This is a genomic window from Flavobacterium caeni, from assembly GCF_900101895.1.
Classification (GTDB): domain Bacteria; phylum Bacteroidota; class Bacteroidia; order Flavobacteriales; family Flavobacteriaceae; genus Flavobacterium; species Flavobacterium caeni.
Window position 1 is genome coordinate 1 of the sequence record NZ_FMVF01000018.1, and the last position, 23,606, is coordinate 23,606.

The following is a 23,606-nucleotide window of genomic DNA, read 5'->3' on the forward strand; positions in this document are numbered from 1 at the left end:
AAGTCATAAACGTCATAAAGGCAACCGGCCTTGCGACTTTAAGACCTTAAGGCTTTACGACTTAAAACCTAAGGTGGTTATTGCGGCGGGGCTCACCTCTTCCCATCCCGAACAGAGAAGTTAAGCCCGCCTGCGCAGATGGTACTGCAATCCTGTGGGAGAGTATGTCGCTGCCTTTCTTAAGAAGAATCCTCATCATTTACTTGATGGGGATTTTTTGTTTTGTGCGGGCTGAAGCCCGTGTACCTGAAGCCCACCGGGCTTCCTCCTCTATATCTCATATCCATCCCGAACAGAGAAGTTAAGCCCGCCTGCGCAGATGGTACTGCAATCCTGTGGGAGAGTATGTCGCCGCCTTTCTTAGTGGAGCCCCGACCTGAAAAGGTCGGGGTTCTTTTTTTATGGGTGCGGCGCAGTTCGGCCGTTGGCCTCGGGCCGCCGCCTTTCTTTTGAAAACCCTGTCAGAAATGATGGGGTTTTTTGTTTTACCGCAGAGAAGCGCAAAGGATACGCAAAGAAACGCAGAGGTCGAACAATTGGAGCGGTATGACTCCAACGTTCGTGGGAGTCCAGATGGCTATCGGGGGTCGCCGCCTTTGGCTCCGCCCGGTTCGCCCTGCGGGCTCGGGTCTTTCGAAACCCTTCATCGAAAGATGAAGGATTTTTTGTTTTTACCACAGAGCAATGCAAAGGATACGCAAAGAAACGCAAAGGTTATTGTGATCTCGTGATTCGCCATCAGATTGCGTGAGGGATGGAAGCGGAAATCCTTTGCGAAGTATGAGCGAAGATTGCAGCGAACAGCCCGACGGCGCGCCGACGAATCTCTACAATAGAAAATCGCCAACGCGCCGTCACGCCCTAACTCAATACCACTCAATACGTTCCGCTTCCTACAAGGCCAATGACCACTGGACTTTCATAATAACCACATTCACTCACCACCGTACACGAGTAGGTAAAACTATTGCTGCTGGTCTTGGTGATGTAGCCTTCTGCCGAGCTGTATACTTCGCCTTGTCCGTCCATGTACAAGACAAACAGATTGCAGGTTTGTAAATTGTCGCAGGCTTCATTGATGGCGTAGGTGCCGCTCGAGGCAGTTGGCATGTTGTAAACCAATATGTACGCGCCGTTTGCCGATACCGGGCTTACGACGTCCAATCCGTTGCTGCATTGCGTGGCAGGAATAGACGTCCAGGTGCCCGATATTTGTACGGTAGACATCCAATCGTCGCAATTCCATTCTGAAAAATGCGATACGTTACCAATGTATTTGTTGCCCGATTTCGTGGCGGTTCCTTCCTCTATCCAAATGCCGCTGACTTTGTCGAACGACCACAGTTTGACGGTTTGCGGCGCATTCGAAACGTCTGCCGCAGCTAACGGAAGCGAGAAATCAGCGGTAGATCCGTTGCTCAAATTGAGCGGGTTGCCGCTCGGATCCTCCAATTCGATAGCATAAAAACCATAGGATTTTAGACTCCCGGTTTGGTTGGATGCATTGACGCCCGCGAAGTCGCCGCCCTGCATCAATTGATTGAAATTGGGCTGGCTCGGATTCAACATCCGCAAGTATCCTTTAACGGCTCCATCATAGGCGCTACCGTCCGCATTCATAATCGAATTGGCGCCAATCGTGACGTTACCCCCCGAGTTGCTAATAACGGCGCCGGTCGAAGTGTCGAAATTGGTGACGGTGCCTTTGCCCAATAAAGTAACTTGCAGTATCACCGTGGTCACGTCTTTGGTTTGAAAACCACGGTAGGCGTCGAACTTGCCTTCGCTGCTAATCGTGGCGAAATTTCGGCTTCCGTCGCCGCTGCCGCTCGCAAGCGTGAATTCTCCGAGGCTGTTCGTGGTGGTTTCTGAATTGTCGATTTTGACCGCGGCATTGGCTACGGGGTCGTTGTTCTCATCTACCACTTTGCCGCTCACGGTGATGGTGGGCAAGCCGCTGTAATCATCGTTGTTGTTTTCATCTTTGCTGCACGAGAACAGCTGTACGGCCAAAAGGAATAGAAGAAGGAATTTTGTTTTCATAAAATTGGATTTGTTGGTTTAACATTTTTGTTGGCGTAGGTACGTGATCAATACAACTGCATTGTCGTGCAAGCCGACGTCAAAGTCAATGCAGAAGAATTCCACGTATGGTTTCCTGCGGTGGCATACCAAGTGTTTCCGGTTCCGCTGATGGTTACCGTGACACATCCGCCAGCGCCACACGATGGCGCGCCGGAGTAGGTATTCGTGATTGTGCCGCGGAAGCTTCCGTTGACGTAAATATCGATTTGCCCGTACTGACTCGTCGCGGTCCAAAAAACAATTTGCGAGTCGCCACCGCCACCGCCGCCGTTTTCATTGGAACGATAGATTTGTCCGGCAGGATTGGCATTGAAAGCCGCACTACACGTGGCATAGCAAAGATTTGTCGCGGTATTGTAGAACGGAAAGGCAACCGGCGCGCATACGTTGGTGTATACTGGATAATAGCCCGATGCGCAACTGCCCGTCCCCGTCCATTGCGTGTAATCGCACGAACCGCCGCCGCCGCCGTTTTCGTTATGCCGAAAAATTTGGCCTTGAGGGTTGGCGTTGTAGGCCGCTTCGCAGGACGTATAGCAAAGCGTGGTGGCCGTATTGTAAAAAGGATAGCCAACCGGAGCGCACACGTTGGTATATACAGGATGATAACCTGACGCGCAACTTCCGGTACCCGTCCATTGGGTGTAATTGCACGAACCGCCGCCGCCGCCATTTTCGTTGTACCGAAAAATTTGACCTTCGGGATTGGCGTTGTAGGCCGCCTCGCAGGAGGTGTAGCAAAGCGTGGTGGCCGTGTTGTAAAACGGATAATTTTCTGGCGCGCAGGTGTTGTTGTAAACCGGATAGTAGCCGGAGTTGCAGCTTCCGGTGCCCGACCACTGCGTGTAATTGCAAGGCAGATCGGGAACAAAATTATAGTCGTCGTAGCTTTCAGGTTCGGCTTCGCACGAACAAATAATGGCCGACAATGATAGGAAAAGAACGAAGCGCAATAATGTTTGTATTGGTTTCATAAGGAATCACTTTTAAATAGACAGGACACGAATGATCGGCCTGTTCAAAACTAGGAAATGGCTCAGGCGGTTGCGATAGCCTTTTCCCTAATCGACAAAAGTGTTTTCCCTAAACTTTTCTTTCGGGTGTTGTATAAGAAATGGGGTGCTGTTGCGACGGTGCGATGCAGTCGTTCCAAAAATTAAATTCCCGTCACCGCCGTTGCTTTCGCAAAACCTACCGTCTCGCGATATACCTGCGGCGAAACATCGACGATGGTCTTGAAAGACCGGCCGAAATAATGTTCGTCGTCATATCCGAGTTCCTAGGCGATTTCCTTGACGGCTTTGTTGGTTAAATACAATTCGCGCATGGCCTCGACGACGATGCGCGCCGAAATCAAGTCGGTCAGCGTTTTGTTGAAATGCGTTTTGGTCAGTTTGGCCAGCGCGTTGGCTGAAATGTTGAGCCGGTCGACATTATGGCTCGGCGAATGCCAGGCCTTGAAATGGTTCTCGATGGCATCCTTGAGATTTTGCAGGATGATGGGTTCTTTGGCGTTCGGAATTGGCCATCGTGCGCATCATGTTCGGAACCGAACCGAGTATGCCCCGTACGGCGCTGAGCAATTCTTTGGTTTTTCCAGCGGCAGTTTCTTGACTGATGGGTTGTAAACGTGTCGTCGTTACCGTTTTTAGTTATGTCTTATTGACAATAAAGTTGCGACGAATACAAGCGTTAAAAAATGGAGGATTTGGCTTTATGGAGGGCAATTTTCCCGCTACCGCAAAGTGGCTTGCAAATCCTGTACTGTAGTGGCATGATAGCCCGTCTTCGCCTTTTCGAAAATCTGGTTGGCCCAAACCTTACCCTCGGGTGTCTTGACCATTTCCTTGTACAACGTATGCAGCGAACCCGTACGGCTGGTAGCCATCATGAATTGTTCGATGGCAGGATAAGCTACTTTGTATTGGTGTTTGATGGCTTGTACAAACCATTGCCGCTTGATGACAAAATTGCCGCCTTGCGTAAAATTAAACTCGCTGTCAATGGCGGCCATTTCTGCTGTCGTCAAATCTTCGGGCAAGTAGTCGATGAAATGTTGCTTCTCGTTAGTCGATTTGATTTTGCCCGATAGTCCTTTGGTGCCCGTTTGACGCCACGATTTTTGGATCGCATCGATGCGGTCGAAATCTTCGGATGTGGGTTTGGTGATGTTCGACGGCACATCGGGTTTGTAAATCCATTCTTCGGCCTTGATCTGGTCGGCCAGATTTTTATCGCCTCGGATAAGTTTGTCGTTAAAATAAGTCAAAAATTCATCCGTCGAAATCGATTTGAACGCATACGTATTGAAGTACTCGGTAATGAACGCGTCAAACTTCGTCCGTCCTACGGCTTTCTCGACCGCTTGCAGGAACGCATATCCTTTTTCATACGGAATGTCGGTCAGCGAAATGTCGGCGTTTTGCCCATCGACATTGACTTTAAGCGCAGTCGAGGGGTTGTTCGGGCCGTAGTCGGTTAGGTTGTCGTACAATACTTTCCGGCTCAACACATCCTGCATATCGGCTTCTTTTTTACCAAAGATCGCCTCGCCAATACGGTGTTCCACATAGGTCGTAAAGCCTTCGTTGAGCCAAATGTCGTTCCAACTGGCGTTGGTCACTAGGTTGCCGCTCCAGCTGTGGCCGAGTTCGTGCGCAAGCAAACTCGTGAGCGATCGGTCACCCGCGATCACGCCTGGTGTAAGGAAAGTCAGGTTCGGATTTTCCATGCCGCCGTACGGAAAGCTCGGCGGCAAAACCAACACATCGTAACGACCCCATCGGTAGGGGCCGAACAGTTTTTCGGCCGCATGCACCATGTTCTCGAGTTCGCCGAATTCCCATGCCGCTTTTTTCAGTACCGACGGTTCGGCATACACGCCTGTGCGCGCGTCGATCGATTGGAACGCGATATCGCCCACAGCAAGCGCCATCAGGTAGGAAGGGATCGGTTTGTCCTGTTTGAAATGGTACACGCCCGTGTCATTTTTTTGCTCAGGATTTACCGCGCTCATGACAGCCATCAGAGCCTTCGGAACGGTAACCTTGGCGTCGTAAGTAAAACGAATCGCTGGAGAATCCTGACAAGGTACCCAGGTACGTGTCCAAATGCTCTGCCCTTGCGAGAACAGGAACGGATGTTTCTTGTCGGCCGTTTGTTCGGGGCGCAACCATTGTAATGCGACGGCTTCTTTGCTCGTTTCGTAGTAAATGTTGACCTTGGTGGTGGTCGGTTCAATGTCGATTCGAAGCGGTTGGCCGTGGAATTCGACCGCTGGGCCCAAGGTGAATTGGGTTGGCTTTTCGTCGTCGCCCAGCGTCACTTTCGAGATGGCCAGAGTGTTGGCATCAAAAATGATCCGAGATGCCTTGGTTTTGTTGTCGATGGTCCACGACGCTTTGCCCGAAATCTTTTGCGTGTCAAAATTTACATTGATGTCCAGGTCGAGGTGTTTGACCACCGCGCTGTCGGGCTGGGCAAAAGTGTGCGTGTCTTTTGACGTCGATTTTTTGACGACCGTTTCAATCGTCGTTTCTTTCTTTTGACAGGCCGCGACAAATACGACCAACGCCAATACAAACCAGTTTTTCATCGTTCGGAATTTGTCCCTAAGATAAAAAGAAAATCCCGCTCGGTGATTACCGGCGGGATTGTTTTATGGGATACGTCAAAAATTAAGCGAGCATTGTCACCGGATTTTCGAGGTATTGTCGGAGTGTTTGCAGGAACTGAGCGCCAGTAGCCCCGTCGACAGTTCTGTGGTCGCACGCCAGCGTCACTTTCATGGTGTTGCCCACTACAATCTGTCCGTTTCTGACAACCGGTTTTTCGATGATCGCGCCTACAGACAAAATCGCTGAGTTTGGCTGGTTGATGATCGATGTAAACTCAGTAATACCGAACATACCGAGGTTTGATACGGTAAACGTCGAGCCTTCCATTTCGTTCGGCTGCAGCTTTTTGCTTCTTGCTTTTCCGGCGAAATCTTTAACGGCCGAACCAATCTGGGTGAGTCCCATCTGGTCGGCGAACTTGAGCACCGGCACGAGCAGTCCGTCTTCTACGGCAACGGCCACGCCAATGTGCACGTGGTGGTTGATCACCGTCACATCGTCTTTCCATTGCGAATTGACTTGCGGGTGTTTTTTGAGCGCCATTGCGCATGCCTTGATGACCATGTCGTTGAACGACACTTTGGTATCCGGGATGGTGTTGATGACCGCGCGTGATTTCATCGCATCGTCCATCGCGACCTCGATCGTGAGATAGTAATGCGGCGCGGTGAATTTGGACTCGGCCAATCTACGTGCGATGGTTTTGCGCATCTGAGAATTTTTGTGTTCCTCGGCCAATTCTTCACCGGCAGGTACAAACGGACGAACCGGAGCGGTGGCTTCTTTTGGAGCAGCGGCTTGCGGTGCGGCAACAGACGCGGCAGGTTGTGCAGCGGCGGCAGGAGTGAAGTTCTCAATATCGGCTTTGACGATACGTCCGTTTTCGCCCGAGCCTTTGACTTGTGCGATATTGATACCTTTCTCTTCGGCAATCTTTTTGGCCAATGGCGAAATAAAGATGCGTTTGCCGTCAGAAACCACATTGACGGTTTCTTCTTCTTTCGACGCGTCGGCTGGTTTGGCTTCTGTTGTTTCCGCTTTTGGTGCCGCAACTTTTGGCGCGTCTGCAGTAACACCCGAAACATCGGTGCCTTCCGGGCCAATGATCGCCAATAGCGAATCTACCGGTGCGGTTTCGCCTTCGTTGACGCCAATTTTCAACAACGTCCCCGAGTTGAACGATTCAAATTCCATCGTCGCCTTATCGGTTTCGATCTCGGCCAAAATATCACCCTCCGAAACTTTGTCGCCTACTTTTTTGAGCCATTTGGCTACGGTGCCGTCGGTCATCGTGTCGCTGAGTCGCGGCATCGTGACAACAACCACACCTTGCGGCAAAGCGGCGCTCGCGGCAGGAGCGTCGGCCTTTGGGGTTTCGTCTTTTTTATCTTCAGATTTTGGGGCGTCTTCTTTGGGCGCTTCGGCTTTTGGTTGTGCCGCAGCACCGCCGCTGATCAACGCCGAAATGTCCTCACCTTCTTGGCCGATGATGGCCAGCAACGAATCGACGGCCGCGGTTTGGCCCGCTTCGATGCCGATGTGCAAAAGCGTACCCGCATTGAACGATTCGAATTCCATCGTCGCCTTATCGGTTTCGATCTCGGCCAGGATGTCGCCTTCGCTTACTTTATCGCCTACTTTTTTGAGCCAGGTGGCGACGGTGCCTTCGGTCATGGTGTCGCTCAGGCGTGGCATGGTTACTACTGTTGCCATAATCGATTAAAGTCTGTGTGGGATGAATGGATAGTTTTCTTGTTCGTAAACGACGTCGTACAACTGTTGCGCTTCTGGGAATGGTGATTCTTCGGCGAATTTCTCGCATTCGTCCACCAAGTTCTTGACGCGTTCGTCGATGGCTTCGATTTCGGCATCGGTGGCGTATTTGTTTTCCTTGATGATGTCGAGTACTTGGGTGATCGGGTCGATTTTTTTGTATTCTTCGACTTCCTCTTTCGTACGGTACAATTGCGCATCGGACATTGAGTGTCCGCGGTAACGGTAGGTTTTCATTTCGAGGAACGTAGGTCCGTCGCCGCGACGCGCACGCTGGATGGCTTCGTCCATGGCTTCGGCCACCTTTACAGGGTTCATGCCGTCTACCGGTCCGCAAGGCATTTCATAGCCGAGACCCAGTTTCCAGATGTCGGTGTGGTTGGCCGTTCTTTCAACCGAAGTTCCCATTGCATAACCGTTGTTCTCGACGATGAAAACCACGGGCAATTTCCACAACATCGCCATGTTGAACGCTTCGTGGAGCGAGCCTTGACGTGCTGCGCCGTCGCCAAAATAGGTCAGGGTCACGCCGCCCGTGTCGAAGTATTTGTCGGCAAAGGCGATACCCGCACCTACCGGGATTTGCGCCCCTACGATGCCGTGTCCGCCGTAAAATCCGTGCTCTTTAGAGAAAATGTGCATCGAACCGCCCATTCCTTTGGACGTTCCGGTCACTTTTCCGAGCAATTCGGCCATGACGGCTTTTGGATCCACACCCATCCCGATCGGTTGGACGTGGTTTCTATAAGCGGTGATCATTTTGTCTTTTGATAAATCCATCGCGTGCAAAGCACCGGCGAGGACGGCCTCCTGGCCATTGTAGAGGTGAAGAAATCCCCTTACTTTTTGTTGGATGTAGAGCGCGGCTAGCTTGTCTTCAAATTTTCTCCAAAACAGCATGTCTTCATACCATTTCAAATAAACTTCTCTTGTTACTTCTTTCATTGGTGTTTGTTTTTCAGCTAATATTTTGATACCACGCAAAACGGTTTCCTCACACGTCATTTTGCGACAAGCAAAAGTAGCGATTCTTGGGCGGAAATAAAACTGTAAAATTTTAAAATTTTGTTACGACGCGATAATACTCCGACGCGGTTGATTGAATTGAAATCGATTGGAAAACTTTAACAAAATATACAGATTTTCTGTAGCTGCCGTATCGGATAATTTTGTTGGGGTATACTTCCAATGCCCCCTTCCCTGGCACCAAGATACGACTATTGCCAATACCATCCTTACAGAAAAACTGTACTTTTCTATTTCCGGCGGTATCCTTACAAAAAGTTCTTGTCGAAGGTCAGCGGCAACAAATTCTTGAGCGAATTCGATTTGTAAATGCTGCCCGTTTCGCCCATGAAATAAATCTCGATCGGCAAATCCTGACGGAACTCATACTCGGCAATCGACTGACGACAAGCGCCGCACGGCGGAATAGGGGCGGTCGTCTGGTTGGTGTCCGAGGCGGCAGAAATAGCCATCTTGACGATCTTGGCTTCGGGATAATTGGCGCCCGCATGGAAAATGGCCGTACGTTCGGCGCAAAGCCCCGACGGGTACGCCGCATTTTCCTGGTTCGATCCCAAAACGACCTGGCCGTTGTCGAGCAACAGCGCCGCCCCTACGCGAAACTTCGAGTAGGGCGCATAGGCCTGTTTGCGTATGGCGACCGCCTTGGCCATTAAATCCTGAATGTCCGACGGAAGCTCGGCGGTACTTTCGTAGACCGAAAATTTGGTTTGGAGGGTAATCTCGTTCATAGGTTACAAGGGAAAAAAAATCCAAATCTCACAGGGAAATTTGGATTCTTTATTTAAGTTGATCAACTGCTAGTAATCGTCATATTTGTCTCCGAAGGCAAAACTCAGCGAGAAACGCAACGTATTCTCGAGCGGGTTTTTGACTTTCGATGCCGAGAACAGGTACGACACGTCTACCTTGACAATGTTGTATTTGAACCCTGCGCCCAACGAGAAGAAACGTCTGGCTCCTTTTTCGGCGCTTTCGTTGAAGTAGCCCAATCGGAAGGCAAACGATTCCTGGTACATGTATTCGGCGCCCAAAGCCCACGTAAATTCCTTGAGTTCTTCGCTGAACCCGTCCGGTGCATCTCCGAAAGATTCGAAAATACCCGAAGTCCAGCTGATGCTTTGGTAGTCCTGGATGTTTTTGTTTCTGGCTGCGGCCCTTTCGGTATCGCTGATTTCGCCGTCACCGTCCAAATCGACATAGTTGATTTCCTGCGGTGTCGGGACGAGCAGTTTGTTGACTTCGGCGTTGAGGGTCACCTTGTTGTAGTCATCAAGGATAAAGTCGAACGCACCACCCAATTTCATGTTGGCCGGCAAAAAGTTCGAGTTGTTGTCGTTGTCGTCGCTGGCGTAACTGATCTTCGGACCCAAATTCTGGAAGTTGAAACCGAGTTTGTATTTACCGTTGAATTCGTTGAATGCGATTTCTTCCGACTGAAAGTAACCCGCCACGTCTACCGCAAAAGAGCTGGCCGGTTTGGCGTCGTTGTTTTCATCGGGGATGCGCAGGTTCGATCGGATGTAACGTCCGGCCACAGCCATCGCAAAATAGTCGCTCAATTTCAAAGAGTAAGACACGTCGAGCGCCAATTCATTCGGCTTGACAATGCGCGGCACTTCGTCATAGGTTTCGCGCAATTCGATTTCGCCCAAACCAAAATAACGCAAACTGGCGGCAAACGCCATACGTTCGTTGAAACGGTTGTAAAAGTTGAGCTGTGCCAACGAAATGTCGTTGACAATGTCGGTCAAATAGGGGGTATAGCTGATCGCGCCGCCAAACTTGTCGCTGGCGAACGCATATTTGGCCGGGTTGTATTGTTGGGAAAACGCATCCGGTGCCGTGGCCACCCCTTGGTCGCCCATACTGGCAGAACGCGCGTCGGCAGAAATGAGCAAGAACGGAACGCCCGTGGTGATCACGCGGTTACCATCTTCCTGTGCCTTGGAGAGCTGAACGGCGCATAAGCAAAGAACTAAAACTGCAATTTTTTTCATTCTGAAATTTTAAATAATTGGACAAATATAGTGTTTTCTTAAAGGATAACAAGTTTCTCGTATTTATGTGTCTTGGTGTTGGTGACCATCGATTTGACCGTGAGTTTGTACACGTAAACGCCTTTCCCCACCTTGTCGCCAAAATCATCTTTGCCGTCCCAGGTGATTTCGCGCGACAGGAATCCGTCGGTGGTGACCGTTTGGTTGCGCGTCCAGACGACTTTTCCGGTGATGGTGAGCACCTGTACCTGTACTTCGAGCGGCTCGAACGGTTTGTTGTGCGTAAACCAGAACTGGGTATAGTTGACAAACGGATTCGGGTAATTGAGCACGTTGCTGATCGTAATCGAATCGTCGCCCACGACAATAAACGTAATCTCGGCCGTCACGAGGTTGTTGTACACATCCCAAGCCATGAACTTGATCGTGTGCAATCCGAGCGCGAGGTTGCGGAACGGATAGTTGACTTTGCCCTTCTTGTAGTTGTCGAGCTCGGTCTCGTAATAGTCGTTGAGTTTGTACGGATTGCTCTCGTCGCCGTCCAGGATCGCCACGATGTCGTGCCCGATGCCGCTGGCGGTGTTGATGCCGTTTTCGTCTTCCAGAAACGCAAGGAACAACGGATTTTGGTTGGTGATGCCGCCCGACACGAAATTGGTGTCGTTCATGTACAGCCGCACCGTAGGCCCAATGTTGTCGGCAGGCGCATTTTCGTTGATACCGCCCACTTTGATGGTGGTGTCGTACCCGGTTTTGTCGAGCAAGACTTGTCCGCGTTTGCCGTAAAAACTCGCGCGTCCCGGCGCCACGTTGATGGTGATGTCGCGCGGCACCACAAACCCGAATTCAAAAGCACCGTTGGTTACGCTGGCGTTGCCGCGAAAAATGGTCTCGCCCAAGGTCACGAACGGCATAACGGGCGCCGTTCCGCTGTCGGTCAAGGCGTCGGCGTTGTCGTTGCGCAAGGTGGTGCGGGTAATTTGCTTGTCGAAAATCTGTACGGCCAACTCGCCGTTGTAGGTAGGCATCGGATTCCCCGCTTCGTCCACGACTTCGCCCTCGAGCTTGACATACGACAACGCTTTGAGGTCGTCTATCGCGCCAGTGATCGGCACATCGTTTACTTCGGTCAAACGGATGTTGGGTTTAGGAATGGCCAGCATCAGTGCCGGGTCGCCCAAATAAAAAACAATGCTGGTTTGTTGGTTGCTGGCGTTCTTGGCTTGTCGCAGCGCTTCGGCAATCGAAACATACTCATTTGAACCGTAAGAGAAAAGATACTGCGCCAGGATGTCGTTAAAGGTTTGGCCTGTACCCTGCAAGATGGCGCGTACGGTGGTGATCATCGAAATCGCCCCGCCGCGCGGATTGAGGTAGGTATATTCGCCCGCCGTTGGCCTGAACGGGTTGTCAAAACGCGAAAATTCGCAAGTGATTGTCACAAACAACGGATACTTGAAGCGGTTGTTCATGCTTTGGCCATCGTTCTTTTCGAAGATGCGTTCCTGCGCGAGTCCATCCTCGCCGCCGTGTCCGAGGTAATTGAACACGAGCGCGCCCCTTTCGAACGCGTTGAAAATATCCTGCCGCGCTTTGGGATAACGGAACCCGCCCGACGAGGTGATTTGCTGGTACGAATCGGTCAGGATTTTGGTGGCGTTGATGAACGGCTTCTCCTGTGTAATGCGGTCGGCCAGTTTGTTCTGGCGGAACTGGAGCTGGTTGTCGCCTGTATCTGGGCTTGGGTCGTCGGCAATGCATACATAATTGTTGCGCCAGTTGCCGTACGAGCGCAGGTCGTAGTAGTCGATCACCTTATTGACCATTTCGTCGGCCTGTTGGTTCGAGCTCACAATCATACGTCCGACGGCAATATCGGCTTCGCCCTGGTTGGCATCTACATAGCCTTCGCTGTCGTCCATGAGCCCGAAGAAATCATCCGAACAAAAGGCTTCGCGGTCGCTAGTATAGCTGTACAGCGCGTGGTAGATGGGCACCCAGTTCGAGAAAATCGACACGCGGTTCTTGAAATCGAACGAAGCGTCGCCAAACAAATTGAGGTATTTGACTTTACTTCCGTTGGGCGCGTTGTGGTAGACGTATTTGACAAAATTCCGTATCGCGCCAATGTCTTGCTTGCCCGAAGAAAACTCCTGGTAGATGCTTTCGAGCGATACAACCTTTACGTTCAATCCCGAATAGTTGCGGTGAAAGTTGGCAAGCCGCTCGGCCTGCGGGGTAAAGATGGCCGGCGAGACAATCAGGTAGTCGACGTCCTGCATTTGTCCCTGTGCGTTTTTGAAGATGTTGCCCTTTAGGTTTTGATTGAACACGCGCGATTGCGTATCCAAAAGCGGCAAATACAAATCGTTGAAGTCGATCGCGACGTATTTGCGCAACTCACCGAAATCGGCTTTGAACGAAAAGTTTTGCTGACCCGTGTTTTCGGCCTTGGTGGCGTTGTAAATATCGGTGATGTCCCACACCTGGCCGATGTTGCCCGCGCTCGACAGCTGGTATTCGCCTATGCCGATGCTCGACGCCGATTGGTTGTATTGAAAGCGGAATTGTTTTCCATAGCCACGAAGGAATCGCTTGGAATTGATGACGATGTAATCCAGGTAGCCCTTCGAATTGGGTACGCCGTTGTTGTTATAGGTAAGTTTGACCGTCAGGTTTTCGGCAGCTGTAATGGCGGTGTTCAGCGTGCCGAACGTGGCATGCATGGCATCGGTGGTCGCGTTGAGCGGAATGTTGCCCGCCGACTGGCTGTTTACCGCAACCGCAAAATTGGTCACCGCCAGCGACACGCCTCCGGTATAAACGCTAAGGTTGGTGGGTTCGGTCGTGACGATGTTCGGGATGGAGAACGTAAATTGTTGTTCGTTGTTGATGTCGAATTCCTCGCCAAACCAGCGTCTGCCGAGCCTGACAAGATTGACAAGGTCTTTTTCGTGGAATGCGCGGTCGTCGAACATCGTGACGGGGGTTCCGGTTCCCGAAGGCTGGAGCATCGGCTGGATGCGTTTGCCGTCGGCGCCTTGCACGTTGATGTAATAATAGGACTTGTCCGAATAAAGGTTGTTGTGTGTTTGGCTTTCCTCGTTCCAGTTGTCGACGCCTTCGGCATAAAACAGCACATAGTCGTTGTCGTGGAAAAAGCCATCGGATTCGCCCGAAACCTGGATCGCATTTTCGGTCAAATCTTCGGGATAGGGGATGCTGTTGGCCAGCGGAACCATGCGGCCGCCATTGCCGTATATTTTTATCTTGCGCGGATCGATGATGTTGGGGTTGATGCCCAATTGCTGCAAGAACACCTTATTAATTAAGTAAACACCCGATTGCACCACATAAAAACGGTACCATTCGCCCGAAGCCAATACCGAATTGCTGATGATGTTCGGTGTATTGGGCGTCAGGACACGCGCCGTACTCGCGTTGAATGAATAAGTGAACGACTTGACTTTTTTGTAACCGGTGCCGTCCTTTATAATAGGAGTAAGCGAGAGCACCGCCGAAAATTTGTCGCGCGACTGCCGGTTGTTGATTTTGGCGACAATCTTATTGGGGATGGCCGCAACCGATAGTTCCCCCAATTGTGCGGCGGTAATCGATTCGAAGACCACGTCGGTAATTTGGAGCGAATTCTCGTCTATCGCTGCGGTCAACGGGATGCGTAGCCAATATTGGATTTCCTTTTTGGATCCGTTGTAATCGAAATTCTCGGGATTGAATTGCGGGATGTTGATTTTGCGCTCGCCATACACGGCATCGGTCTTGTCCGACCACGTAAGCGTGACCGAGCCCCGGTTTTGGGCCAATGCCACGGCGCCGCACCACGCCAAAAAGAATGTTAAAATTTTTTTCATCAGATATAACTAACGCCTTTGCCCGCGAATTATTACGGGGGAGTAAAAATAATTAATTCGCGTCATACCGAATAATATTTGTTTTAATTTCGCGTTGTTGCTCAAGGAATCATTGTAAACAAAGGGCTATTTTAATTTTATTTGTAAAAAGTAGTTGCAATGTAAAGGTTAATTGTTATATTGCGCCACGAAATTTATTACCTACTAAACGTATGAAAGTAAACAAGATTATGGCTGGCAAACTCTTACTATCACTGGTGATAGCGTTTGGATTGACTGCGACAAGTTGCAGCAAAGGATCCAGCTCTAAGAACTCATCGCGTGCGACGGGTTGGAAAATCAACGACAAAAAAGGTGGTTTTCAGTACGCTTCCAACTTCAAGAAGCAGGCTACAGGTCCTGGCTTGGTGATGGTAGAAGGCGGTACATTTACTATGGGTAAAGTTCAAGACGACGTGATGCACGATTGGAACAACTCGCCAAACCAACAGCACGTACAGTCCTTCTATATGGATGAAACAGAGGTGACCAACCTCATGTACATGGAATACCTTGACTGGCTCAAGCGCGTATTCCCGCCAGATCAGGAGAATTATAAAAATATTTACGAAGGCGCTTCGCCCGATACGCTCGTTTGGAGAAACCGTTTGGGTTACAACGAAACGATGACCAACAACTACTTGCGTCACCCGGCCTATGCGAACTATCCGGTAGTAGGTGTCAACTGGATCCAAGCCGTCGAATTCTCTAAATGGAGAACCGACCGTGTCAACGAAAACACACTCGAGCAACAAGGTTACTTGAAGAAAGATGCCAAAGTTGCGGCCACTGCCGACAAGACATTCAGCACCGAAACCTATTTGGCTGCGCCAACCAAAACCATGGGCGGCGATGAAGAAATCGTACTCAAAGGACGCAGAAACTCGAAAGCCAAGCCAGGAAAAGCAGATAAAGATGGTAACGTACAAGAGCCTAAGAACGTTTACGCACAGCGTACATCGGGCTTGATCTTGCCTGAGTACCGTTTGCCAACCGAAGCAGAGTGGGAGTATGCCGCTGCTGCCGATGTAGGACAACGCGAGTACAACATCTACAAAGGACAAAAGAAATATCCGTGGTCTGGTAGCTACACCCGTTCGGGCAAGCGTCAGGTTCGCGGCGACCAATTGGCCAACTTCAAACAAGGAAAAGGTGACTATGGTGGAATCGCAGGCTGGTCTGATGACGGTGCCGACATCACCAACAAAGTCAAGTCTTACCCGCCAAACGACTTTGGTTTGTATGATATGGCTGGTAATGTAGCCGAATGGGTTGCCGACGTTTACCGTCCAATCGTAGACGACGAAGCGAGTGACTTCAACTACTACCGTGGTAACATCTACACCAAGAACAAAATTGGCGAAGATGGCAAGGTCGAAATCGTAACCGCCGAAACACAAGTGTTCGATACGTTGGCCAACGGTAAGATCGTTGCCAGAAACTATCCGGGCGAAATCGCTCAGGTTCCGGTCGACGAGAAAGAAACCTATTTGCGTCAGAACTTCGACAAATCCGACAACAGAAACTACCGCGATGGTGACAAACAGTCTACGCGTTACTTCAAGTTCGGATCGTCTGAAGAAGGCGACGAAACCGGCAAGCAAAAAGACACGCAACGTATGTACGACTCACCGGTACACAACGTAACGACCGACAGTTTGGGCAATATGATTCGCAAGTACGACAAGTCGGCCAAGCGTACCACGCTCATCAACGACAACGTCCGCGTATACAAAGGAGGTTCTTGGAGAGACCGTGCCTACTGGCTCGATCCGGCCCAAAGAAGATACTTCCCGCAGGATATGGCCACCGATTACATCGGCTTCCGTTGCGCGATGTCTAGGGTTGGTCCTAAAGCCGACAAAAAGAAAAGACCAAGAAATTAATTTTCAAGATATTCCATAAAAGCCCTTTCGAGGGCTTTTATTTTTTAAGCCTATGACCACTTTGTTTCTCCATAATTTGTTTTTGCAATGTTCGGGCGTATCGACCGACACGCGTAAGATTGCGCCGCATTGCCTGTTCGTGGCGCTCAAAGGCGAACGCTTCGATGCCAATACGTTTGCGCAGGAAGCGCTCGAAAAAGGCGCCTCGTATGTCATTATCGACAATCCGCAGTACCACATCGACGACCGCACCGTGTTGGTGCCCGACAGCCTGGTCGCATTGCAGGAGTTGGCCCAATTCCACCGTGACTACTTGGGGTTGCCTATCGTGGCGCTTACGGGTAGCAACGGCAAGACCACGACCAAGGAACTCATCAACGTGGTGTTGTCGCAAAAGTTCAAGACCAAGGCTACCATCGGCAATCTGAACAACCACATCGGCGTACCGCTCACGTTGCTTTCGTTCGATGAGACCACCGAGATAGGGATCGTCGAAATGGGTGCCAACCACCAGAAGGAAATTGAATTCTTGTGCGGGATCGCGAAGCCCGATTACGGCTACATCACCAATTTTGGGAAGGCGCATCTTGAAGGATTTGGTGGCGTGCAAGGCGTCATCAAAGGCAAGAGCGAAATGTATGATTACCTGGCGTCCAATGATAAGACCGCTTTTGTCAATCTTGACGATACGATCCAGGTCGAGAAGACGCTAGCCATGAACAAGTACACGTTTGGCGTCGGAAAATCAGCTGCGCACGTGAACATCACTTCGGTCAAGGCCAATCCGTTTGTCGAAGTGCTGGTCGATGGCCTGCAGATCCAATCGCATTTGATTGGCCTCTACAACGCCAACAACATCAACGCCGCCATAGCGATAGGCCGTTATTTCAATATTGACGACGCCGCGATCCAAGCCGCAATCGAAAGCTACATTCCCGAGAACAATCGTTCGCAGCTTTTGACCAAAGGCACAAACGAAATCATCCTCGATGCCTACAACGCCAACCCAAGCAGCATGGCCGTGGCCATCGAGAACTTCGTTCAACTCGACAAACCGAATAAAATCATGATTTTAGGCGATATGTTCGAGCTGGGCACCGAAAGCCTTGCCGAGCACCAATCGATCGTCGATTTACTGGCGCAAAAGGCCACGGGTAAGATTTATTTGGTAGGAAAGGATTTTCACGCGAGCAAAGTCGCAAAAGAAGGTTTTTCTTTTTTTGAAGATTTTGAACAGTTGGCCCAAGCCGTCAAGAACCATACGCCAAAAGATGCATTGATACTGATCAAAGGGTCGCGCGGCATGGCGCTCGAACGACTATTAGAAGAACTTTGAAAGTAAGGAAATAAAAAAAGCAGGATGAAAATCCTGCTTTTTTGTGGGCGATGAGGGATTCGAACCATAGTTGCAATCCCGTTTATATCAACACATACTGAAGTCTAAATTTTAAGGGTCTCGAATTTGTGTCTTTGACAACAAATAACTTCAAATCTTATGCTATAAATTTACGCACTTCGATCTACAAATGCAAATAATATCTGCGCTATTGTACCATTTTTTGGACTGGTTATTGAACTAGTTCGGTTTGTGTTTAAAGGTTCAGAAGACATATTCTGCTTCCTCTTTCCCTACAACATACAACGCAAAACTTCTTCTACAGGAAGTCCTGAATATTTCGCAAATTCTTCGACCGAAATATATTGATGATCTTCTTTCTTCAGATGCTTCTTTATCTTGATTAAATACCTCCTTGCCTGGGTGTATTCTTTTCCCATTATGCGTTGAACGTCTTTCGGGTACATGCACACTCTACCGCTGCTAGTTCCCATTTTGCACAATTGATACTTTATCTATGCCTTTGGTAGGGCTTTGCCCTACCTCAACTATACTTACAAATCTAGATAATTTCCTGAAATGGCAATGTGCAATTATTGGTACTTATAGTCAATTATGTGCCACTATGGACAATGACGCATTGTAATGCCCCGCCATTGCTATAAACTTTGATTAAATCATTCAAAAAATTAGTTGCAACGATTCTGAAAATGATGGAGTAACGAACAGAATTATTAATCAAAGTTTTACGATTATGGCAAGACAGAAAGGCATAATTAAATTGAAAGGTACTATCGGCGATATTACCTTTTACAAGACTTCGCAAGACGGGCACCTTGCCCGCGAGAAAGGAGGAATTGAAAAAAGCAGGATTGAAAGTGACCCCGCGTTCCAGAGAACGCGTGAGAATGGTGCTGAGTTTGGCCGTGCCGGAAAGGCGGGCAAAATGCTCAGGACTGCGCTTAGAGGTTTATTGATCAACTCTGCGGACGGAAAAATGGTTGGACGGCTTACGCAGCAAATGGTCAAGGTTATTCAAGCGGATGCTGTTAATGAGCGTGGATTGAGAAACGTGATTGACGGTGAGGCGGAATTGCTTTTGGGCTTTGAGTTCAACATTCGTGGCAAGCTCGGCACAACGTTGTATGCCCCTTTTGTGGGTGCGATTGACAGGGTTTCTGGTGAAATCACTTTGGAAATTGCGCCGTTCATTCCGATCAATATGATTGCAGCGCCATCAGGAACTACGCATTACAAGATTATCTCAGGCGGTGCCGAGATTGATTTTGAAAATGAAACGTTTGTGGTACAAACGTCTGAAACGGCAATTTTGCCGTGGAATGCGGTCGCGACAGTTGCGGTGCAACATACTAACCAAGTCACAGCCGCAAGCACCAAGCCTTTGTTTTTAGCTTTGGGAATTGAATTCTACCAAGAAGTAAACGCGCAAATGTATGCGTTGAAAAATGGTGCGTTCAACCCATTGGCATTGGTCAACGTAAGCGGATTGTAATGGTCCTGGCTTTAAAAAGAACCTATTTCCCTAATGGAACAAACGGACAGATCGAATGCAATGGAAAAATCATCTGCAACACGATTGAACTTCCGTGGAAAAACAACGAATCGAAAGTTTCGTGCATTCCGGAAGGGAAATATCTTCTTGAGAAGCGGTACAGCAAAAAGTTTAAATGGCATATTGAAATTACACAGGTTAAGAATCGCGGTGCTATTCTTTTTCATCCTGCAAACAATGCCTTAAAAGAACTCAATGGCTGCATCGCTCCGGTTACAAAAATCTCGGGAGCTGGCTTAGGCCTGATGTCCCGAAAGGCTTTTTCCAAACTGAAAACATTGGTTTATCAGGAGATGGACAAAGGCAAAAAAGTTTTAATCATCATCAAATCTTAATTTTTATTATCATGAAAACAATTAAATTTTTACACTACGCGAAGTACCCTGTACTTTTATTTATTGCATTTTTTGGAATCCTGATTGGCGGCTCTCAAAATGCACCTAGACCTTACACATCAGCAGAAATTGGAGGGAACGGTCCCGGCAGCACTGCACCTCGAAATTTTGTGTCGCATAACCAATCTAAAATTGGCGGTGGTCAAACTGCGCCTAGATCGCCTTTAATGTCCGGCAATGATATTGGCGGCACTCAAAGTCCACCAAGATCTTATACTGTTGCAAATATCGGCGGAATCGGCGGTGGACAAACTGCGCCGCGTCAGACCGAAAGACGGTCTGAAGAAATCGGCGGATCGCAAACTGCACCGCGTGGCTACCATAAAAGTTCCGATCCGATTGGCGGTAATTCTGCGCCGAGAAGTTTTGCGTACCATTGTATGGAAATTGGCGGCGGCGGAAATGAAACCCGTAAGATCTTTGTCAACGCAATTCCGCACGGAGAAGATATTGAAAATGATGTGCTTAACGCACGTCAATTTTCGTACTTTCCAATCGCAAATTCTGCTGTACAATACTCAGTTTATGATTTTTCGGATGCTAACTTCGATTTCGAAATCGGTGGAAATTCTACTCAGGGAAATGAAACCAGACGACTTGTTATAAATGAAATTGGAGGCGGCCAAACTGCTCCGAGGGAATTAATGGAAATTGGCGGTACTCAGACCGCACCGCGACAATTCGAAATTGGTGGTCAGACAACTCCGGGAAGTGAAAACAGACAATTTGTTTCAGTCGAAATTGGAGGTGGCCAAACCGCGCCACGACAGTTCGAAATCGGTGGGCAAACTGTGCCATCATCGCGTCCGCTGATGTTGGCATCTGTTGACGATATTGGCGGTAATTATGTGCCGAGAGCAGCGAGTGTAATTAACGGATTTCCTGACATTGGCGGTGCGCAAGGCGCACCTCGCCAATAGCACCTCAAATTAAAAGCGAAACGTCATGAATGTTTTTCAGAGGGCAGCAGCACCAACTCCAAGTTTCTTTAAAAAGCTGCGATTAATCGGCTTGATCTTGACTACTGCAAGCGGCGTGCTGATCGGCGGCGATATGACTGCGGGAGTTGTTCTTGAAATCGTCAAACACGTAGCCAGTGCGGGGGCTGTCCTGATGGCAGTCAGTCTGGTTACTGTTGACGAAGAAGCTTTAGGTTTGAAACTGCATAAAAAATCCGGTGGATAATTCAGTTTCCTTAAAAATAGGAACCGCTTCGGGAACTTTGTTGAGCATGATGCCCAACATCCTTTCCGAAGATATTGCCAAAACCGTATTGTTGGCAATCATTGGGGCGGCTTCAAGCTTTGTCGTTACCTTACTGCTTAAATGGTTGACGAAATCTAAAAAGAAATAAGTGTCGGCAAAGTCAAAATGAAAAGCCTGGTCTGTAAAGATCAGGCTTTTGTGTTTTTAGGATGCTTTTTTCATTCTTGCCCCAATTTGGTGCATATTTCTTTTTACAAGGTCGATAATGTCTTTATTGTACTTGGAAGCCTTATTGCCCCTGCCGCGTGATTGCAGTATCTCAAAATTTTCTAATGAAACCTGTACGGTTTCGATGTGAATCCCTTTTACCTTCGCGGACAGAATTAAAGAATTGTCTTTCTTGTAATATTCGTTCGTAAAAACACAATGTTTGTGAATACAGCCCTCTTCGAGAAATTCCTTTACAGTTTCAATCACTTTGACAGAAATGTGTTCGTTGGAAAATACCAAGCCAAAGAATTGCTTTTTGGTTTTGAAATATCTCTTTTGATTTTTAGCGATTTGCTTTTTCTTTTCTTCAAATGTGCTTTTAATAATTTCGTCCTGTTTTTTGACCATCCATTTATTATGTGCCACTTCCAAATCTAGGGGGGCAAACATATTTCGGATTTCTCAAATCCTTGCCAAAATGGTCAAGCAAATCAACATAATCAACCCACAGTTTTGCATCGTTTATCTGATAAGAATTGCGGTTGCAGATTCTCAGCGATTTCCAATATCTATCTGTTTGTTTAATGGCTGTATTGCGAATGTGGTAATATAACATATCAAATTGCTGACTTTTTAGTAATGTCTCGGCAATATTGTCTTTAAGGATTTCCCGAAACAATAACTGTGGCGCAATTCCGTGAAAATTTCCATCGAAACCATTTCGCTTCAGTTTTGGAAAAATTTGCATCACAGGATGAATAAAACTTGGTTTCAAATTAAACCGATTACTGTTCTCACATTGTTTGAGCGTTAATGTACTGCCGACAATCCATTGGTCGAAATATTGTGACATGCCCATAACATTCTTTGACAGGGTTCGGGTTCGACCGTTTTCATCAATAAAAATCTGCATGACTTCGTGGGCAAAATAGCCGCATTTTTGATTCTTTTTCATCCATTTTGTAATGCAGACCATCCGAACAATTTGAAATTCTCCGGCGGTTGTAAGCACTTGGTAGTAGTCGGTTTCACGTAGTCCGTTATTGTAACTGTCTGTGAAAATCAACTTTTTTCGGCATTGTTTACAGGTGGTAGTCTTAATTTCATTATTATCCAGACACTTCCATCTATTACCACATTCAAGGCAGAAAATTGTATTTCGCGATTGCACGGCAAGTCTATCGAAACAGTCGGCATATGCCTGTCTGTGATATTTCATGGTGATTGTCGGTAGACTTTTACTAAGTTCTACGATTTTCAATTCAATTTTTGTTTTTGGTGTCATGGCTAAAAAAGTGAAATTTGGTTTGTGTCTGCTTTCGTCGTAGCTGTTTTGGCTGTGGTATATGTCGGTTTCGGTGGTGCAGCGAGTGAATGGTTGACGACGATTCTCGCTGACAGTTTTTCACCGATTTCAATGCTATCTTCATCATAGTAATGAATTGCCATATTGTAGATTTCATCGTCTGCAAAGCCTTGCCTGCCTGATTTATTTACCTCGTTTAGGATGTATGTGGCGCAATCATCGAGGTTTTTATTTGGCTTCAATAATGTGTTTGCAAACAATTCGTCTTTGCTTGCGACTTCTTGCAGATGATTTGTAATGGCTTCTTTGAATGGGTCATTTGTAGTTTCCATAATTTCAATTTTTGGCGTTTATATCTTGGTTTTTAAAGGCATTGATTCAGTGTTACTTCTTCAATTACAATTTTAGAATCGTTGGTTTGCAATCGATTGTATTTTGCACAATCCTGTGCTTTCGCGCGGCTGTCAAACACTCCGAAAAAAACTCGTGAGGATTTTGTTTTCCAATTGTCTGTTTGGTATAGAATAAAAAGTGTCATGATATTAGGCTTTAAGGTTATTTTTTGCTGATGTAGCGATAAAGAATTGCACGTTTCATATCATTTATAAGTGCCAAATTTTTATGGAACTGTGCTTCCTTTTGTTCGAGCAATCGCAACGCCTTTACGCTTTTTAAATGCTCGTCGTGTTCCTGTAGCATCGACCGGGTTTTATTGTCAAATTCTTTCTTAAAATCGCAGATGCGCAGAAATGGAATGACCGAACCGACGAGGTACAAATGCCAGAATTTCGCTTTCCAAAGGCTATATGAAAGCCAGTAATAGGATTCTTTTTCTTCCGCAGTCGGGAAAATGAGGACGAAACAGTTTGGGCAAGGCTCGTGCATTGGTTTACCGCTGTTGAGACCTTTGTTCAAAATGAAAATGTAGTTGCCTAAATACATTTGGTTTGGTTTGTGGGATTTAATCATTAGGTTTTGCATGGCTTTAATTTTTTCGTGGCGAAACAGCACACATTTTTAAAAGAAAAAAGAGAAAAAGAAAGCCATCCAATCCTGCGAAGGATTTTCAAAAAAGCAAGTTTTTTCAAAAAAATACTACCCCTTGAGGGTGGAGATTTTTTTGAAAACCCGTAGGGCTTGAACTTGCTTTTTTGAAAACCGTAGCTGACCTTTTCTTTCTTTTTATCTTATTTGTTTTAAAAAATTGCTTGGAACAACTTTTCTACTGTAATGAAGAAGAACAGAGCAATCAGCAGCTGTTTGTCACTATGCTTTATGCAGT

19 protein-coding genes and 1 rRNA gene are annotated in these 23,606 nt (G+C 48.0%); 8 read left to right on the forward strand and 12 right to left on the reverse strand.

What is annotated here, in order from left to right; translation table 11 throughout:
• The first annotated feature begins 69 nt into the window (after nt 1-69).
• A 5S ribosomal RNA gene (rrf, locus tag BLP55_RS14280) occupies nt 70-179 on the forward strand.
• Between the two features lie 697 nt (nt 180-876).
• Here rrf and BLP55_RS14290 read toward each other — a convergent pair.
• Nucleotides 877-2,043: a carboxypeptidase-like regulatory domain-containing protein gene (locus BLP55_RS14290; RefSeq protein WP_139149685.1), complete on the reverse strand. Its 1,167-nt coding sequence runs from the start codon at nt 2,041-2,043 to the stop codon at nt 877-879.
• A gap of 47 nt (nt 2,044-2,090) precedes the next feature.
• The gene (locus BLP55_RS14295; protein ID WP_139149687.1) at nt 2,091-3,059 is read right to left on the reverse strand and encodes a hypothetical protein; all 969 of its coding nucleotides are present in this window, start codon (nt 3,057-3,059) and stop codon (nt 2,091-2,093) included.
• 351 nt (nt 3,060-3,410) lie between these two features.
• Here BLP55_RS14295 and BLP55_RS17060 point away from each other — a divergent pair, with 351 nt between their 5' ends.
• On the forward strand, nt 3,411-3,713 hold the full coding sequence (locus tag BLP55_RS17060; RefSeq protein ID WP_170826882.1) for a hypothetical protein: 303 nt from the start codon (nt 3,411-3,413) through the stop codon (nt 3,711-3,713).
• Nucleotides 3,714-3,820: 107 nt separating this feature from the next.
• Here BLP55_RS17060 and BLP55_RS14305 read toward each other — a convergent pair whose 3' ends face one another.
• The 6 genes from BLP55_RS14305 to porU form a co-directional block, all read right to left on the reverse strand.
• Nucleotides 3,821-5,680, reverse strand: a complete 1,860-nt coding sequence (locus BLP55_RS14305) for a hydrolase/aminopeptidase (RefSeq protein WP_091145968.1) — start codon at nt 5,678-5,680, stop codon at nt 3,821-3,823.
• A gap of 82 nt (nt 5,681-5,762) precedes the next feature.
• Nucleotides 5,763-7,415: a pyruvate dehydrogenase complex dihydrolipoamide acetyltransferase gene (locus BLP55_RS14310; protein ID WP_091145972.1), complete on the reverse strand. Its 1,653-nt coding sequence runs from the start codon at nt 7,413-7,415 to the stop codon at nt 5,763-5,765.
• Between the two features lie 6 nt (nt 7,416-7,421).
• On the reverse strand, nt 7,422-8,420 hold the full coding sequence (gene pdhA, locus BLP55_RS14315; protein WP_091145976.1) for a pyruvate dehydrogenase (acetyl-transferring) E1 component subunit alpha: 999 nt from the start codon (nt 8,418-8,420) through the stop codon (nt 7,422-7,424).
• Nucleotides 8,421-8,749: 329 nt separating this feature from the next.
• A complete protein-coding gene (gene cdd, locus BLP55_RS14320) occupies nt 8,750-9,232 on the reverse strand; it encodes a cytidine deaminase (protein ID WP_091145979.1) in 483 nt (160 codons plus the stop codon).
• Nucleotides 9,233-9,301: 69 nt separating this feature from the next.
• Complete coding sequence (porV, locus tag BLP55_RS14325) at nt 9,302-10,501, reverse strand: type IX secretion system outer membrane channel protein PorV (protein ID WP_091145982.1); 1,200 nt, start codon at nt 10,499-10,501, stop codon at nt 9,302-9,304.
• Nucleotides 10,502-10,539: 38 nt separating this feature from the next.
• On the reverse strand, nt 10,540-14,373 hold the full coding sequence (gene porU / locus BLP55_RS14330; protein WP_091145984.1) for a type IX secretion system sortase PorU: 3,834 nt from the start codon (nt 14,371-14,373) through the stop codon (nt 10,540-10,542).
• A 212-nt stretch (nt 14,374-14,585) separates the two neighbouring features.
• On the opposite strand from porU, the gene gldJ reads away from it, so the two are divergent.
• The 6 genes from gldJ (at nt 14,586) to BLP55_RS14365 (ending at nt 20,787) form a co-directional block, all read left to right on the forward strand.
• Nucleotides 14,586-16,298, forward strand: coding sequence for a gliding motility lipoprotein GldJ (gene gldJ, locus BLP55_RS14335; protein ID WP_091145987.1), 1,713 nt, complete (start codon nt 14,586-14,588; stop codon nt 16,296-16,298).
• 52 nt (nt 16,299-16,350) lie between these two features.
• Nucleotides 16,351-17,634 (forward strand): UDP-N-acetylmuramoyl-tripeptide--D-alanyl-D-alanine ligase, encoded by a 1,284-nt coding sequence (locus tag BLP55_RS14340; RefSeq protein WP_091145991.1) that lies wholly within the window; start codon nt 16,351-16,353, stop codon nt 17,632-17,634.
• 754 nt (nt 17,635-18,388) lie between these two features.
• The gene (locus BLP55_RS14350) at nt 18,389-19,147 is read left to right on the forward strand and encodes a hypothetical protein (RefSeq protein WP_091145999.1); all 759 of its coding nucleotides are present in this window, start codon (nt 18,389-18,391) and stop codon (nt 19,145-19,147) included.
• Entirely contained in the window at nt 19,147-19,542 is a 396-nt protein-coding gene (locus BLP55_RS14355) for a DUF5675 family protein (protein WP_091146003.1), read from the forward strand. The genes BLP55_RS14350 and BLP55_RS14355 overlap by 1 nt, the downstream gene beginning before the upstream one ends.
• Before the next feature lie 11 nt (nt 19,543-19,553).
• Nucleotides 19,554-20,522: a hypothetical protein gene (locus tag BLP55_RS14360; protein WP_091146008.1), complete on the forward strand. Its 969-nt coding sequence runs from the start codon at nt 19,554-19,556 to the stop codon at nt 20,520-20,522.
• A gap of 25 nt (nt 20,523-20,547) precedes the next feature.
• Complete coding sequence (locus BLP55_RS14365; RefSeq protein WP_091146011.1) at nt 20,548-20,787, forward strand: hypothetical protein; 240 nt, start codon at nt 20,548-20,550, stop codon at nt 20,785-20,787.
• A gap of 225 nt (nt 20,788-21,012) precedes the next feature.
• On the opposite strand, the gene BLP55_RS14375 is transcribed toward BLP55_RS14365, so the two are convergent.
• The 4 genes from BLP55_RS14375 to BLP55_RS14395 form a co-directional block, all read right to left on the reverse strand.
• Complete coding sequence (locus BLP55_RS14375) at nt 21,013-21,468, reverse strand: PcfJ domain-containing protein (RefSeq protein WP_091146018.1); 456 nt, start codon at nt 21,466-21,468, stop codon at nt 21,013-21,015.
• On the reverse strand, nt 21,434-22,303 hold the full coding sequence (locus tag BLP55_RS14380; RefSeq protein WP_091146020.1) for a hypothetical protein: 870 nt from the start codon (nt 22,301-22,303) through the stop codon (nt 21,434-21,436). Before BLP55_RS14380 ends, BLP55_RS14375 begins: the two co-directional genes overlap by 35 nt.
• Nucleotides 22,304-22,305: 2 nt before the next feature.
• Nucleotides 22,306-22,656, reverse strand: coding sequence for a PcfK-like family protein (locus tag BLP55_RS14385; protein ID WP_091146022.1), 351 nt, complete (start codon nt 22,654-22,656; stop codon nt 22,306-22,308).
• Nucleotides 22,657-22,879: 223 nt separating this feature from the next.
• Nucleotides 22,880-23,305, reverse strand: coding sequence for a DUF6943 family protein (locus tag BLP55_RS14395; protein ID WP_091146030.1), 426 nt, complete (start codon nt 23,303-23,305; stop codon nt 22,880-22,882).
• Nucleotides 23,306-23,606: the final 301 nt, after the last annotated feature.